This is a genomic window from Litchfieldia salsa (genome assembly GCF_900104555.1).
GTDB lineage: Bacteria > Bacillota > Bacilli > Bacillales > Bacillaceae_L > Litchfieldia > Litchfieldia salsa.
Genome location: NZ_FNJU01000003.1, coordinates 142,949 through 158,119, shown reverse-complemented (window position 1 = coordinate 158,119; position 15,171 = coordinate 142,949). Strand labels below are relative to the sequence as shown.

Genomic DNA, 15,171 nt, shown 5'->3' with positions numbered 1-15,171 from the left:
CAATCGTTTGTACAAGTGAAACTCCCTATAAATCATCTGATATTAGTAATACTACCTTCTATAATGTTTTCGACAATAGATATAGCATCTACTTTTTCAAGTTTTTCTGACAGATTAAATTCAATGTAATACGATCCATTTTTCACATTAAATGAGACTAACCAAAAATGTCCATTATCATTTTCAATTTCATCAACGATTGTTTTAACGCCACCAATTGTTTCTATGTTTGATCTTTGATTCATAGACACTTGAAAATTGCTGTAGGTGACTCGAAATACCATTTCCCCCTCATACGGTCCATACAATATTCTTTGTCGATCTGAACCTTCCATATCCATTAATTCACCAGATGTTTCCGAATAGGTTACCATAAAGTCCTTCTTTTCCCCTCCATTTGGTGCATACAAAATGGTTGAAAAGGTGATTGGATATTGTTTAAAAGTAGGAAAGTAGATATCGTCTTGGTACTCTGTTTGTAATACTTCATTTAAAATTGTGCTTGCCTGATCGTGTTCTTTTTGGAACTGTGGTATCAATAAGATAAGCAGTATTACTGCAGCTGTTACCACTGCTAAATAATATGGATAAGGAACTAATCGTTTATCTTTCTTATGCAATGATTCTAAAATCCGTTGTTTTTCATTATGAGTAATCTGTATATCTTTTAGTACTGAATGATCTAGATTCTCTTTTAAATCTCTTAATTTCTTATCCATTGAATCCCCTCCTTACCAATCCACCCTTTAATTTTGTCCGTGCACGATGAAGGCGACTTTTTACTGTATTTTGGTTTATTTCTAGTAACTTACTAATCTCATCAATAGTCATATCTTGATAATAAAATAAGATAATGACCTCACGGAACTTTAACGGCAGATCTAATACTTCCTTCATCAAAAGCTGACCCTCCGCTTCAGATACAGTTTGTTTTTCTGGAGAATTCAAATCATATACTAAATCAATTTCCCCTCTATACACCAAGTTTCTAAAGCTCCACCTTTTCAGTGAATCCTTACATTTATTGATTGTAATTCGTATTAACCATGTTTTATAACTACTTTCATCCCTAAATGAATCAATGTTCTTATAGCATGAAATGAATACTTCTTGGAGAATATCTTCAGTTAGGGATTGGTCTTTCACATAAAGAAATGCAAGCCTCTTTATCTCTGTTCCATATTCATTTAATAGCCATTCAATTAAATTAGCTTTATTACTTGGAATATTGCCACCTTGTCGCTCATTCACCTCTTTTAGTTCCCCCTTTTATTTATTAGACGACTTAGCTTAAACTCTGGTTCCCGAAATTATCATATTCGTAATCCTGCGAAGAATAGCCTGTCTAAACTTTAGTTAAAATTCTAGCAGTACAAAACAAAAAATGTCACTTTGTATCCGTTTACTTACAGCATTACATCTTAATTGTTATAAATAAATCTTTTGTTGGCTAATATAAAAAAGACCTTCGTATTGAAGATCTTAAAATGGCTTTAGTTTCACTTAATCACACCTAGCTTTATAATATATTGCTAGTATTCCTAACCGATATTTAGAGCAATGATAAATATTAACACTACGATCAATATTCCTAGAATAACATGCCACCATCTTATTTTGACTTTTGTTAACAAACGATCAATTATAAAAAAAGAGATAGCAGAACCAAGTCCGAGAACACCTAAAATGAAGCCGAAAAGACAATGAAATACAAAAGAGGTAATTTCACGAGTAATAGACGTTTGAGAAATCAATTTACTGAACCAGTCGCTTAATATTGATGTAATGACTCCATAAGTAACTACTATCATTACGTTCAAATAATATAAAGTAGCAAATGCATTCATGTCAAAGCCGCCTGGCAAAGAAAATATAAGGGCAAATAACAAACTACTAACGATTGCTGTTAAAATCTTTCTTCTTAAAATAATAGACATTTTTTCGCCTCCTATTTAAGAATAAACGACACATATTAATTTTACTACCTAGAGAGGTAAATTTTTTATATACGCATTCATTTTTACCTGTAAAAGACCGATTAGTTTATTCCTATTTTCGTTTTAGAATTACAGTTTCAACAAATTGATTGAATTTTTCCTCGGCTTCACTTCTTAATTTGACAGTGAAAAGGAAAGAATCATTAGTATTTTTCTGGGAGAAGGGGTTTTCAGTAAGATCCTCAAGAAAAATGTCCCACAACCCTTGTTCATTTTTACATCCAATAGCTTCTATAACATTATCATTTTTTTCATCATAATAAGTTACATGCCAATGGCGACCTTTTAAATGTTCTTTTATATCTTCGGCATAGGCTTCAATAGATGTATCTATATCAATTAATTCCATCCCCTCCGAAAGCTCATTGAAATCTATAGAGATGGGTAAAGGCAGTTCTTCATTATCGTACAAAATTCCTGCCAAAGAGTACGCTAAATCCTTTTTTGCTTCTTGTAATGCTTTACCTTTTGTTTCACCTCGTGATAAAGGATATTCCCATCCGTACTCTGGAAACAGAGTAGGAAAAAAACACCACACATTCCTTCATCGTCTTGTTGTATAAATGCTGGATAAACTAATTTATCGCCATCTACCATAGTCACACATCCTAACTTATTCAAGGCCTATATTAAAAGTTGAGTATTCCCACTAGTAAAATTACTAGCATAATACAAAGATGAATGTAGCTTCTTTTTATATAAAAGATGAGTATCAATATGAACGAAATAAAGACCCAAAAGATATTATCACCAACTGGTGGCAAGAGGTCAAAGACGAATAGGTCAATTGTATTCTTTATTAGAAATATTATAACGACTGCCATTAAAATAGAGTCAGATGTATTATTTTCTTTACTCTTATGTTTACTAGACATCCCTAAATTCCCCTTTTAAGGCTATTTATCTAATCTTTTTTTGTTTAATTATCCCTATAACTATTGGGATAAGAGTACTTAATATTGCAATCGGTAGAAACCAACCTCCAAGTTCGTTTCCCCAGCCTAATGCAATAGAAACGGATTCAATTAAGATGAGCGAAAAGATCATAAGACATATGTTTTTTATACTATTAATCATTTTTCTACTTAGTAAATAAAGCGCTTTAGCATTCTCTTTATTCAATCGTTCTGGATAATTATGTGATTCTGGAAACTTTTCAAGTATTTGCACAAAAATCGCCATGAATGCCGCTACTATCGGTAAAATAAGTAGTTCCATTTTTGAACCCCAACGATCGACTTCACCCAAAGCGTTATAATGAGCAGGAACTTTGTCAGGCAGCTCATTCCAATTGTAGAGTAAAAAGATTAATGAGCCTAAATAGAATGAATAACCAATAATATCAAATAACCACTCGCTTTTCGTTTTTAACAATTTAATTTTAGGTCTTTCCAACGAGTTTGAAATCCTCATCACCCCCACAGGATGTTTATTCAATGTTAGCCTTCTATCTTTTTCCCACATCATTTATTATTAATACGATTAAATTCTAAAACGGTTTCAGCTATTCCCTTTTCTCACAACCTAAACAACACTTGAATAAATATTCAGTTAATTTTAACATTATTTCCCTTTTAATGGTTCAAAAAAGAGCATTCCTGCCAATTGCAAGAACGCTCCTTTTTTTGAACGGAATATCTTTGTTAAATCCTGTTGATTTTATCCGCTGTTTTGCGATTATCACTGGTATACGAGAGAAGTTGACATGTATGCTTGAAATTAAAGTGTGACAATAATTGGGCCATTTTTAGTAATGATAATCGTATGTTCCATTTGAGCGACAAAGCTTTTTTCTGTAGCATAGGTCCAACCGTCTTCTTTTTGGAATACTTCCTCTTCCAATGTTGAGATAAATGGTTCAAATGCAATAACCATCCCATCCTTTAATAATTCATCATCCCATGTATCATAATAATTATAAATGTGGTCAGGTGCTTCGTGTATTGTTCGTCCTATACCATGTCCTGTCAGGTTTTTGATAACAGTTAATCCATTCTGTCTCGCTGTTTGAAATACTACTTTTCCAATCCCACTTTTCTTGGAACCAGGCTTTGCTTTCTTAAGCCCTGCTTCAAATGCCTCTTTAGCAACATTACATATTTTAGTTAATATTTCTTCTCCTTCGCCAACTACAAACGAGATTCCTGTATCTGCAAAATAGCCATTTTTTGAACCTGAAACATCTATATTGACTAAATCTCCTTCTTGAATAACTCGAGGACTTGGAATTCCATGTGCCACCTCTTCATTCACACTAATGCACGTATAGCCTGGAAAATTATATTCACCTTTAGGCGCTGAAACTGAACCTGCTTTCTCAAAAAGCTCTCCAGCTATATCATCAAGTTCTTTAGTCGTTATGCCAGGATTTGTTCGTTGTACCAGTTCATCTCTAATAGAGGCAACAATTTTGCCAATTTCCTTCAAACCATTAAAATCTTCTTCTGTTTTTGCAATCATCGTATATCCTCCATTTTTAAACTATCTTATGATTAGTATTCCATTTAGATTCTAGCATAAACTTGACTGTTATTTCTTAAAATAAATGAACCGGTACTTTAATTAATATAGAAATAGCGATCCTTGAAATTTCAAGAATCGCCGCCGACATTAGTTTTAAAAGTCATTAATGCTTGAAATTACACTTTTTAATATTTCAATAGATTTTAGTGGGTCATGATCAAGCTCTAGTCTGTGATTTCCACCTTCAACCACTTTTAATATAAGATTATGATTATTTTTCAGTTTTTCAAAGCGCTCCACAATAAAACAATGACGATCTTCTCCTCCAAAGATAGACAGTCCTTGATTTACAGTGTTAACCATTGCATTATATACCTTATCATTTTGGAGTAATGGAGTTAACCACACAATTTTTGCATCTTCCAACATTTCATGATCTAGCAGATAACCCACAGCTTTTGTTCCGATTGATTTAGCCACTATATAATAATGACTATATTTCTTGTCCGTGATTGCGTGATCGATTGTATGTTTGATATCTCTTGCAAAATCACTTTCATTTAGATCAGATAACTCTTCCCTACTAAATGTATAGTTAATGTGTAATACATCAAAACCTTTGTTGTAAAATAACGCTGTTGTAAAGTGTAACAATGGAGCTTGTGTTGTGTAACCTGCCCCAGGTAAGACAATAACTAAATGATTGCTTTCCTCTTTTTGTTCAAGCAATCTAAACGGCACATTTTTAGCACCTATCATTTCATTATTAATCATCAATTTCGCACTCCCTAAAGTTAATAGTTTTTCTATATTCTTCGAAGTCAACCACTTTTCCTTCTTAAAGAAAAATAACGTTGTAACGTTGTTCAACGGGGATTGGTCTACATAATCCTTTACTACAATTAGAATTGACTTTTTTATACAAATAAAGTTGTCAATTCATCGAGACTATGAATTACTGTGACATCCGTATGTTTCTTGTTATTCTTTCGATTTAGCCAAATTCCAACCATCCCAGCATTTTTGCTTCCAATAGCATCAGTTTCAAGTCTGTCACCTACATAATAACTGTTATGAACTTCAGCGTTGGCTTTACAACATGCTTCTTGAAAAATAGCAGGATTAGGTTTAGCCACTCCTATTTCACTTGAAGAAACGATACAATCAAAGAATTGATTAATCCCTATTCTTTCTAATTTTTCTAATTGCTGGCTATAATCACCATTACTTATGATTCCAAGACGAATTCCCTCTTGTTTCAAATGCTTCAAGCAAGGAAATACATCTTCAAAAGTTGACCAATTACTTTTATATAACTCCAAATAATGATTGAATTTAAGATCTGCTTGTTCATCGTTTAAATGATGACCAAACAAATCTTTAATCCGCATTCTTCTTTGTTCTTGAAAGGACACTTTATTTGCTAGAAACTTTTCAAAGTATTTTTCTGATAAGGTATACCATAATTCAACAAATTCGTTTTCACTAAATCCTATCTCGTCTCTATGTTGTTTGAAAAAATCTGTTGCTCCCTTTTTTTCTGCTTTCTCATGGTCAAGTAATGTTGCATCTATATCAAAAAATATCAAAGTACTACTCTCCTTCACTTCCTTATGTAATCACATCACATCACATCACCTGATTTATTTCTTCACTTTCTATTGGCTGAACAAGGATTTATTCCAGATTCTCCCTTCTATTAGGTGTGCAATATTCTAAAAGGAATTTACCAACCCTCACGTTGTTTAAGAAATTCGATTTGTGCTAAATGATGTTTACTATGCCAAGCAAATCTTTGAGTTGCAACATTTAGATTCATAGAGCCGTGTGTAGGACTCTTAAATGTCCTATAAAATTCATTTATTGATAGATTAGAGAGTAATATTACGACTCTAGTGCGAATTGATTCAATAAGATTCAAAGATATTTCAATTGGAGTATTTTGATAGTCACTTAATTCAGCCCATAAATCTTCTCGATAAGAACTAGCCATTGGGTTATCTTCGGTGAGTGCTTTTTTGAAGCGGATAAAGGCATTCATATCATTATCGGCCATATGATGAACTACCTGTTGAACAGTCCAGCCACCTGGACGATACTGTGTATTTAGTTGGTCAATAGATAAGTTTTGAGTTGTAAGTCGAAGAAGTTTTGGCAATTCTGAAATATCCTGAACCCATTTGTTACGCTGCTCAGGAGTTGGATTCTCTACTGGTTCAAATTTACCTTCTGGAAAACGAAGATCATCGTACATAAATCCCCATCCTTTTCTTTACTTTTGTCTAATATAAATCAATAAAGAAAGGATAACTAAATTCCGTTCTGTATTGAATGATAGCTTCAAGTGGTTTCTTTTCGTTTCTTTGTGAACTTAATAGATTTTCATTTTTCATAGTTCCTTCATACCAAACTTGCCCACTACTATTTTCTTGTATATCTTCCAAACCATTAAAATAGATTTCAAAATTTTTCGGTTTGTAATGATTGTAAATCTCCTCTTCACTTAATTCAGTAGATATTCTTTGATATGCCACTATTGTAGGTCTTCCCCCACTCCCCCAAGGGCCACCACCGTATAAAACTCCGTAATCAAAATCTTGTTCAATGATTGTGGTTCTTTCCGGTAACTCATATTCTAACAGTTGGTTTGCATAATTCTTAGCATATACATATTCCTGACCAGCAAACACATAAATCATAAATACTACAAATAGCCCGACAAAGATAAAAGGAATAGCTACTATCCACCTAACGCTCCGTTTCACAAAAAACACCGCCTGCTTAACTATGTAAGTTCCTTTTTAGTTTAACATTATTTTCCTTTTTTTTGGCATTAAAAAAGTGTCTCTCTAACTAAAGAGCTATACTCTCTGATTGATTTCCTAACCAATCTCCAACTGGATTGTTCTGGGGAAATCTGTTCTTAATACCCGTTAATTGAAGTATTTATTAATAAGTTTAGTGGTCTTTATAACTTCTATCTTGTCTTTATGTATTCTATACTTGTTAAAAAAATCAACTTTACCAACTTCTTCAAAATATCGATTCCATTTAAACATTTTAAAAAATATTTCTAATGTTGGTTTATAATTTGATTTTTCCAAACGAAGTTTTTGTTTAAGAAACCTCTTTATTATTCGGTATGTTCTTATTGAATAATTTGTATCTAAAAAAATGATCAAATCTGCATGATGAAAACAATTGCTTACCCAATCTTCATTGTGTACTCCTTCAATAATCCAACCTTCAGATTGTATGATGCTATTAAGAAAATCTTCTCTTTCTTGTTCCGTTCTTCTTAGATCTCCCGCCTCTTTCCTTATCCAAACTACATTATCTAATTCATAATAAGGTATATTTAACCTTAAAGATAAATCTCTCGCTAAAGTTGTTTTACCACTACCAACAGAACCAATAATATGTATTCTTCTAAGAATTTTCTTTTTCAAAATACCACCTGACCCTATATAATATGATTGTAAGGATATTCGATTAAGGCTTATGATTTTCCTCTTATATTTGAAGTAAAAATACAGTTTCTATTTACAAACCTTTCTTTTACTACAAAATGAAAAGGCATTAATCCTTTTAGATCAATGCCCGCACTTTTTTAGTGTGCAAAAATACTCTTATTATCATCTTTATTTCTTGAATTTTTCACTATTCAATATCTTCAACCATTGGAAGTGCCTTTACTTCTCTTCTACTTTTAATATTTGCTTTAATGATTTTTCTACAAATGCAGTTGCATCCTCTTCAGTTAATTTTTCTACTGGGAAAGTAAATTGATAAATTGTATGATCCATTTTGAAGCTAAAACTATATATGGTCTCTTCCTCTGGTAGTTCTCTTTCAATAACTCTATATTTTATAGGGTGCCCAGCAATTATTTTTTCTTCACCATACAACACTGAATTTCTCAGGTCTTTTTGAATAGTCTTTTCGTTAAAAATAACTATGGTAGCCTCGTGCTTCTCGTTTATTAGAAAATCTCCATATACAAGTTCAAAAGGTTCTGTACCTGGTGGCCTTATTATTTCCTTTAGTCGATCCCATTCTGCTGTATCTAATTCATCTGAGTCTAAATGACTATAAGCAATAACAGCTGCTACGTATCTTCGTTCTAATTCTTCTCCTTCAACTGTACTAGTAGTAGACACCATAAACATTGCCATTTTCAAAGGAAGGTCTTCATGATACGGAATGTATACAGATGCTTGCAAAACGTCAGATATTTTTTCTTCTATCTCAATATATGGGTTTTTAGATTCTTCGTTTTCTTGACTTTGGTTTCCTTTCTCTGAAAATATGATTTCATTTACTAGTAAGTATCCTCCAATAAGTAATAACATTCCTGCTAGAATAGTATTGAATACTGGACGTATATGCCAACTTAGTTTCCCGCTTTTAGATTTATTTACTGACTCACTCACCTTTAAATAGATCTCTCTCTTTTCTTTGTCATCTAGTTTAACATTTTGAAAACTTTTAAAAGTGTTATCATATTTCGTATCTTCTTTAGATTGACTCATGCTCATACCCCTCCTTAATCATTTGTTTTTTCAAAGCCTCTAATGCTCTTAACAAGGTGGTTTTCACTTTAGGTATGGTCCAATTTAAAACTTCAGCTGTTTCTCGAATTGATAGTTCTTCTATTTTCCTTAATATAATGACCTCTCGATATGACCTTTTTAGCTTTTGAAGTGAACGATACAGTTGTGCTTCAACTTCTCCTAATTGTGTTACTTTTTCTGGAACATAGTCATTACTTACAAGATAATTGTAGTTATCAAACATAAAACGCAATGGCTTTCTTTTTCGTAATTCATCAATGGTCGTGTTATATGCAATTCGATACAACCAGTTTTTTTCACTTGCTGCTCCTCTAAAACCTTCGAAATTTTTATAAGCTTTAATAAAGGTATCTTGTATTACATCTTTCGCTAGTTCCTGATCAACAGTCATCATTAAAACATATCGATATAGATCATCGCTATATTTGAAATACCATTCATTTAATTTTTCTAATGACTTATCATCTTCCACTTAATTCACCTCTTTCTATAAATGGAATCTTTTCAAAAAATAATTCGACTTAATGACGTGCAGAATGATAAAAAGTTACACTTTTTAATAAAACTTTTTTTGAATAAAAATTAAACGCTTGGATTATGATATCCAAGCGTTAGAGAACTGCCGTTTATCAAGAAGGAAAACGCGAAACCCTAGTCATCAGGAATCTAGCACCTTAGTTTGAATCTTCACTTTCTATAAAAAGTTATAGTTATTATATATTTAAACCTTACATCCTAAAATTTTTGTTTAACTAACCGTTCCAGTTCTTCTTCAATTCTTACTTTGTCAATTCTTTCAAACAATGGTTCTACTTTTTGCAAGTGCCTCGATGTAACAAAAAACGGTCTCCATTCATTTTCTTTTATTTGTAACATTCCCTTGATTTTTCTACTTGAAAAAGGAAGAAAGGGATGAAGAATATGAGCTAAATTTCCAATAAGATAAACACAATCTGCTAAAGTTTGCTTGCAAGACTCGATATCATCATTAATTTGTTTCCACGGTTGTTGTTCATCAAAGTATTTGTTAGAAAATCTAACTAGTTCAAACGCTCTTTCCAAACCTGTTTTGAAAGATGTAGTTTCTATACAATAACCTACGTCTTGGTATAATTGATTTACTTTCCCTATAATAATTGAAGATAAATCCTTGTTTGGAATAACACCATCAAATGACTTTTCAATAAATTTTAAAGTACGATTAACAAAGTTTCCGTAAGCCCCTAACAACTCACTATTATGACTATAAATGAATTCTTTCCAAGAAAAATCAGCATCTCGGTTTTCTGGTGCATTTATGGTTAGGAAATATCTTATCGAATCTGGATCATACCTTTCTAAAATATCTGGAACCCAAACAGCCCAATTTTTACTTGTTGATAATTTCTTCTTTTCTAAAGTTAAATACTCATTTGAAACAATAAGCGTTGGTAATGGTTCTTTTCCTAGTCCAGCAAGAATTCCAGGCCATATTATCGAATGGAACGGAATATTATCTTTACCGTGAACATAGTAAGATTTGGTGTAAGAATTCCAAAATGAGGAATCATCTTGATTCGTCTCCTTTGCCCACTTGCTCGCGGTATAATAGCCTGACACAGCCTCAATCCAAACGTAGATCTTCTTATCTTCATATCCTGCTACTGGTATACTTACCCCAATAGGTAAATCCCTTGAAACAGCTCTATCTTTTAAACCTTCTTGTAGGTAGCGGTTGGTAAGTGAAATGGCATTTTCTCTCCAAAGGTGTTTGTCTTCTGCCTGTTGAATATAGTTTTCCAAGACATTTTGAAATGTGCTTAAAGAAAAATAAAAATGCTCAGTTAATCTTGTGGTAGGAAGGTTTCCGCATAATTTACACTTTCTTTTAAGCAATTCAAGAGGTTCTAAAACACTTGAACAAGCATCACATTGATCCCCACGAGCATTTGCGCTGCACTGAGGACAAATACCCTCAACATAACGATCAGGTAAAAATTGCTGATCATATTCACAATAGGTTTGCTCAATTTTCTTTTTATAGATGTAGCCATTATCAATTAATTCTAAAAAAATCTCTTGAACGATTTTATGATGGTGTGCTGTATCAGTTCTTGTATAGACATCGTATGAAAATCCTAATTTTGAAAAGCATTCTGCAAATTCTTGGTGATAACGATCTGCAATCTCTTTTGGTGAAACACCTTCTTGCTTTGCTCTGATTGTAATAGGTGTTCCATTACAGTCGCTTCCAGATACATATAAAACTTTTTCTCCTTTAAAACGGTAGTATCTTGCCAGTATGTCCCCAGGCAATAAACTCGAAATATGCCCAAGATGCAATGAGCCATTAGCATAAACCCAAGCACCACCAATAAAAATACTCATAAATAAAACCTCCTAAAATAAAAATTTAAAAAACAAAAAAACCTCGCCCCTTAACTATTTAGTTAAGGACGAGGTTTCAATTTCCACGTGATACCACCTTATTTCGCAAATGGTTCACACCATCTGCCTCAACAAGTACGGAGTAAAAAACGCTACTCTTATACTGTGACATTGATAACGAGTGCCAAAACTCGTCGTAGCCTACTAATACATTAAAGTATGTTCAGTACGAAGCTCAGAGACCATTTTTCAAATGACTGTTTTTGCTTCTTTTCAGCTACCGAAGCTCTCTGCAGAAAAACATAATCATTTTACTTTTTCTCATCTTAGCCTTACTTATAATTAAGAATAGTTTATTCAAAAATTTTCCTGAAGTCAATATCAATCTAATTTTGTTAGCAGAAGATTTAATATTTCATTATTATCCAGTCTGTCTCCTTAGGGAAATCATTTCGGGTTAGTTTTTTACCACTAATAAATTGTCTATATGAAGTTATAGTTCCATCGTGAGAAACAACATATATTCTACTTTTACATGTTTGCTTACACCAGTTTAAGAATTTTTCTGCAATGACTTTAAATTCTTGTTCAGATACCGTATTTATACCATTTGACCAATATTCATTTATTGTTTTCTCTTCAATTTCACAATCAGAAAATCCATCTTTTATTTTTTCCTTTGTAAATAGTTTATCACAAGGCAACGTCTGTCCTTTAGGTTTGAGTGGAAACATTCTTGGAGATACTAAAGGACTTACTATTTTTCTGCAATCTATACCTCTACTCCAAATTTCTACTGTCTGTAAGGTTCTCCTAATTGGACTAATTATGATTACATCCTTTTCTGATAACGGGAATTGGTTTCTAATCAATTCTGCTTGAATTATCCCATTTTCAGTCAATGCAGGGTCTTTAGTATGCAAACTGTGAGGTAAATCTAAAGTATGTTCACCTTGTCCGTGTCTAATAAATACTAACTCTATCAAGGTCTCCCTCCTTAAATAAACATTATCTTCCTTTGTGTAATTTTTCTAATATTCATTTTCAAAATGAAAGAGTTCACCTAGTGCAATTAATTCACTTATTAATTCTTCACTATTTATAATTTGGATCCCATTTATCCAGTAGCTTCTAATGGTATAAATATAATCTTCTGTAACAATTGATAGTTTAATACCACCATAGCCTTTCTCTTTAGTTGGTTCCTGTAATACAGCACGTTGGTTCCCAACAATTAGTTCCTTAGTTTTATATGAATATGAAGAATATTTCTTATGAACTAGTCTTCCTGCAATCCCCTCTTCTATCGATCCATATTCATTAAACTGTGTATCTATTTCCACAAATCGACCAGGAGTGGTAGTTGAATAGGTGGCTGACATCGCGATCCTATCCTTATCAGCATTATTAACATAAATATCAGGTTTCCCCATAATCGTTTGAATGTGCATTTCGGCATCTTGTGGAAAGACTACATATTTCTCACCCAATTCTGTTAAAGTTGGCCAATTCACTCCATTATCTAGATTTTTATATTTATACAATGCCTCTACAGGTGCACGAGTTTCATTACTAGAGGAGGAAAAATCGATCATATTAACTTTTCCGTTGATCTGCCCGGCTAAAATAAAGATAAAAACTGCTACCAAAGTGAAACTTGAAGAATAGATTAATCCATTTTGGATTATCTTTCTTTTTTTTAGCTTCTTAATATCTTTCCTTACTTTGTCACGAACTAAATGCGACCTTTCCATGCTCCATTCCATTTGGTACTCCAGCTTTTGAAGTGACCGATCTATAGAGTTAAACTCACTTTGTCTCTTCATTTTTGTACCACTCCTTTTTAAGTTGTTCCTCCAGTGCTGGTAATGCACGAAATAAGGTTGCTTTTACTTTACCCTCCGACCAATTTAGTATTTTCGAAGTTTCACTAATCGAGAACCCTTTTATTTTCCGCAAAATAATTACTTCCCGATATGGATTTTTTAAACCCCCTAAAGCTTTATACAGTTCCACTACACTCTCATTTAATTGAACAATTTGGTCTGGTAGGGGTGCGGAGTCCTCTCTTGAGTTAAAGATTTGTTTAAATAACCGTATTGTTTTCTTCTTTCTTAAATAATCTATGGTCAAGTTGTGGGCAATGGTAAATAACCATGTTTTTACAGTTGAATCACGTTTAAAGGTATGGTGATATTTAAATGCTTTTACAAAAGTTTCATGAGTTAAATCCTCAGCTTGCTGGTAATCTTTTACCATTAACAAAACGTATTTGAAGATGGTTTGGTGATATTGTGTATACCATTCTTCAATTTCATTCTCTATGTAATCAGGCAATTGATCTTCCTCCTCATTAAAGATTAATTCTATATTTAGACGTTTCAATTAAAGGAAAGTTATGAAATTATTTATTTTTTTTAGATATTTTTATTTCTGAAGGATTATAAAGATGTTATCTCTAACTATTCTGTGCGGACCTAAATGAGGATTAACTAAATTACGCAGATGACCCACTCTTGAATTATAGAAAAAGTCTGAGGAGTCTTTTAACAGGAGGAAATGAACTATTCATTTTATGATTGAATAAATTCATGTTTCTATTTAGGGAAGTTATTTCGATTAAGGATATTTAATATAATATAAGCTAATCACAAGGTACCGGTTTCCTTTTGAATAAGAAAGGAACGACCACTTAATTTATCGTTCCTATTTATTGTTTTATTCCATCTTTCAGCTTACGAAACTTTTCCTTCTTTTCGCCTTATTTTAACCTTTAAATGTATGAGAAGGAGTTCCTTTCACATCTGTTTTAATCCTAAAAAGCCCCCCTGAAAAAGGATAATTTTCAAGTTGTTCTTCATCCAACCCTGTCCTAGCAGTGGTTATATATAATTCATTTAAATCTTTTCCTCCAAATGTACACGATGTTACGTTCAATGCTGGGATGTCTATGGAGTTTATTTGTTTTCCTGTTTTAGGATTCCACCTAGACACTTTTGAGCCACCCCAATGGGCAATCCACAGCATTCCTTCTTCATCAATCGTCATTCCATCAGGCATTCCGTCTTCATCTTGAAATTTAATGATTTCTACAGGATTTGAAATATCTCCCGTAGCAACATTATAATTAAAACAACAAACATTTTCATTTAAAGTATCTATGTAATACAAAAACTTATTGTCTGGGGACCAGGCTATCCCATTTGAAATGCCAACTTTATCTAATTTCTTTTGTACTTTCATGTTGGGATGTAAGCAATAAAGAGAACCTTGCTCTTTATCTATAGATTTACTCATTGTTCCTGCCCAGAAACTTCCATTTGCATCACATTTCCCATCATTGAATCTATTATTTGGTAAATGGCTCTCTGGATCATCAATAAGGGTAACATTTTCAGTCTCGAAATTTAAAAAATAAAAACCGTCTTCCAATGCCACTACAGCCTCGTTTCGATTTGTAAGAGCAAGTGCTCCTACACATTGCTCTAACTGTATTCCACGGTATTTATTTGTAACTGGATCAAATACGTATACCTTTTTTTCTAATATATCTACCCAATATAATAATTGATTTACACTATCCCAACACGGACCTTCTCCTAGAGACGATTTGACATCTAGAACTAATTCTAATTCTCCAAACATACCAAACACCTCGTTACAATTTATTCTAAGTGTACAATAGTTGTATACTTAGTTTGATTAGATGCAACTTACGTAAAGTTTTATAAATTCTATAAAACTAGCGTCAATCCCTTCTTCAATCAAAT

Annotated in this window: 19 protein-coding genes and 1 other annotated feature; all 19 genes read right to left on the bottom strand. The window is 32.7% G+C overall.

Going from position 1 to position 15,171, the window contains the following annotated elements; translation table 11 throughout:
• Positions 1-32: 32 nt before the first annotated feature.
• Entirely contained in the window at positions 33-719 is a 687-nt protein-coding gene (locus BLQ56_RS07715; RefSeq protein WP_090851895.1) for a hypothetical protein, read from the bottom strand.
• Positions 712-1,251 carry a sigma-70 family RNA polymerase sigma factor gene (locus BLQ56_RS07710; protein WP_238457213.1) on the bottom strand — a complete coding sequence of 180 codons (540 nt, stop codon included), beginning with the start codon at positions 1,249-1,251 and terminating at the stop codon, positions 712-714. The genes BLQ56_RS07715 and BLQ56_RS07710 overlap by 8 nt, the downstream gene beginning before the upstream one ends.
• A 290-nt stretch (positions 1,252-1,541) precedes the next feature.
• Positions 1,542-1,937: a hypothetical protein gene (locus BLQ56_RS23385; RefSeq protein ID WP_175490223.1), complete on the bottom strand. Its 396-nt coding sequence runs from the start codon at positions 1,935-1,937 to the stop codon at positions 1,542-1,544.
• A 112-nt stretch (positions 1,938-2,049) separates the two neighbouring features.
• Positions 2,050-2,535 (bottom strand): type II toxin-antitoxin system HicB family antitoxin, encoded by a 486-nt coding sequence (locus tag BLQ56_RS07700; RefSeq protein WP_238457212.1) that lies wholly within the window; start codon positions 2,533-2,535, stop codon positions 2,050-2,052.
• A gap of 91 nt (positions 2,536-2,626) precedes the next feature.
• Positions 2,627-2,872 (bottom strand): hypothetical protein, encoded by a 246-nt coding sequence (locus BLQ56_RS07695; protein WP_090851891.1) that lies wholly within the window; start codon positions 2,870-2,872, stop codon positions 2,627-2,629.
• A gap of 25 nt (positions 2,873-2,897) precedes the next feature.
• On the bottom strand, positions 2,898-3,410 hold the full coding sequence (locus BLQ56_RS07690; protein WP_175490252.1) for a DUF1648 domain-containing protein: 513 nt from the start codon (positions 3,408-3,410) through the stop codon (positions 2,898-2,900).
• A gap of 306 nt (positions 3,411-3,716) precedes the next feature.
• Complete coding sequence (gene map / locus BLQ56_RS07685) at positions 3,717-4,457, bottom strand: type I methionyl aminopeptidase (RefSeq protein ID WP_090851888.1); 741 nt, start codon at positions 4,455-4,457, stop codon at positions 3,717-3,719.
• A gap of 156 nt (positions 4,458-4,613) precedes the next feature.
• Positions 4,614-5,285 (bottom strand): alpha/beta hydrolase, encoded by a 672-nt coding sequence (locus tag BLQ56_RS07680; protein ID WP_238457211.1) that lies wholly within the window; start codon positions 5,283-5,285, stop codon positions 4,614-4,616.
• Positions 5,286-5,377: 92 nt separating this feature from the next.
• Positions 5,378-6,049, bottom strand: coding sequence for an HAD family hydrolase (locus BLQ56_RS07675; protein WP_090851886.1), 672 nt, complete (start codon positions 6,047-6,049; stop codon positions 5,378-5,380).
• A 137-nt stretch (positions 6,050-6,186) separates the two neighbouring features.
• Entirely contained in the window at positions 6,187-6,714 is a 528-nt protein-coding gene (locus BLQ56_RS07670) for a YfiT family bacillithiol transferase (protein WP_090851883.1), read from the bottom strand.
• Positions 6,715-6,742: 28 nt separating this feature from the next.
• Entirely contained in the window at positions 6,743-7,225 is a 483-nt protein-coding gene (locus BLQ56_RS07665) for a hypothetical protein (RefSeq protein WP_090851881.1), read from the bottom strand.
• 168 nt (positions 7,226-7,393) lie between these two features.
• Complete coding sequence (locus BLQ56_RS07660) at positions 7,394-7,909, bottom strand: P-loop NTPase family protein (protein ID WP_090851879.1); 516 nt, start codon at positions 7,907-7,909, stop codon at positions 7,394-7,396.
• A gap of 243 nt (positions 7,910-8,152) precedes the next feature.
• Positions 8,153-8,992 carry a hypothetical protein gene (locus tag BLQ56_RS07655; RefSeq protein ID WP_090851877.1) on the bottom strand — a complete coding sequence of 280 codons (840 nt, stop codon included), beginning with the start codon at positions 8,990-8,992 and terminating at the stop codon, positions 8,153-8,155.
• Positions 8,979-9,506 (bottom strand): RNA polymerase sigma factor, encoded by a 528-nt coding sequence (locus BLQ56_RS07650; protein ID WP_090851873.1) that lies wholly within the window; start codon positions 9,504-9,506, stop codon positions 8,979-8,981. The genes BLQ56_RS07655 and BLQ56_RS07650 overlap by 14 nt, the downstream gene beginning before the upstream one ends.
• A gap of 263 nt (positions 9,507-9,769) precedes the next feature.
• On the bottom strand, positions 9,770-11,401 hold the full coding sequence (gene metG / locus BLQ56_RS07645) for a methionine--tRNA ligase (RefSeq protein ID WP_090851871.1): 1,632 nt from the start codon (positions 11,399-11,401) through the stop codon (positions 9,770-9,772).
• A gap of 61 nt (positions 11,402-11,462) precedes the next feature.
• Positions 11,463-11,738: a binding site (T-box leader), on the bottom strand.
• Positions 11,739-11,808: 70 nt separating this feature from the next.
• Positions 11,809-12,387, bottom strand: coding sequence for a histidine phosphatase family protein (locus BLQ56_RS07640; protein WP_338011842.1), 579 nt, complete (start codon positions 12,385-12,387; stop codon positions 11,809-11,811).
• 45 nt (positions 12,388-12,432) lie between these two features.
• Positions 12,433-13,227, bottom strand: a complete 795-nt coding sequence (locus BLQ56_RS07635) for a hypothetical protein (RefSeq protein ID WP_090851869.1) — start codon at positions 13,225-13,227, stop codon at positions 12,433-12,435.
• Entirely contained in the window at positions 13,211-13,738 is a 528-nt protein-coding gene (locus BLQ56_RS07630; RefSeq protein WP_090851866.1) for an RNA polymerase sigma factor, read from the bottom strand. The genes BLQ56_RS07635 and BLQ56_RS07630 overlap by 17 nt, the downstream gene beginning before the upstream one ends.
• A gap of 429 nt (positions 13,739-14,167) precedes the next feature.
• Complete coding sequence (locus BLQ56_RS07625; RefSeq protein WP_090851864.1) at positions 14,168-15,046, bottom strand: SMP-30/gluconolactonase/LRE family protein; 879 nt, start codon at positions 15,044-15,046, stop codon at positions 14,168-14,170.
• Between the last annotated feature and the right edge of the window lie 125 nt (positions 15,047-15,171).

Coding starts and splice junctions, on each gene's coding strand:
- BLQ56_RS07715 (WP_090851895.1), bottom strand. CDS start 719: ATGGATAAGAAATTAAGAGATTTAAAAGAGAATCTAGATCATTCAGTA.
- BLQ56_RS23385 (WP_175490223.1), bottom strand. CDS start 1,937: ATGTCTATTATTTTAAGAAGAAAGATTTTAACAGCAATCGTTAGTAGT.
- BLQ56_RS07695 (WP_090851891.1), bottom strand. CDS start 2,872: ATGTCTAGTAAACATAAGAGTAAAGAAAATAATACATCTGACTCTATT.
- BLQ56_RS07690 (WP_175490252.1), bottom strand. CDS start 3,410: ATGAGGATTTCAAACTCGTTGGAAAGACCTAAAATTAAATTGTTAAAA.
- map (WP_090851888.1), bottom strand. CDS start 4,457: ATGATTGCAAAAACAGAAGAAGATTTTAATGGTTTGAAGGAAATTGGC.
- BLQ56_RS07670 (WP_090851883.1), bottom strand. CDS start 6,714: ATGTACGATGATCTTCGTTTTCCAGAAGGTAAATTTGAACCAGTAGAG.
- BLQ56_RS07655 (WP_090851877.1), bottom strand. CDS start 8,992: ATGAGTCAATCTAAAGAAGATACGAAATATGATAACACTTTTAAAAGT.
- metG (WP_090851871.1), bottom strand. CDS start 11,401: ATGAGTATTTTTATTGGTGGTGCTTGGGTTTATGCTAATGGCTCATTG.
- BLQ56_RS07635 (WP_090851869.1), bottom strand. CDS start 13,227: ATGAAGAGACAAAGTGAGTTTAACTCTATAGATCGGTCACTTCAAAAG.
- BLQ56_RS07625 (WP_090851864.1), bottom strand. CDS start 15,046: ATGTTTGGAGAATTAGAATTAGTTCTAGATGTCAAATCGTCTCTAGGA.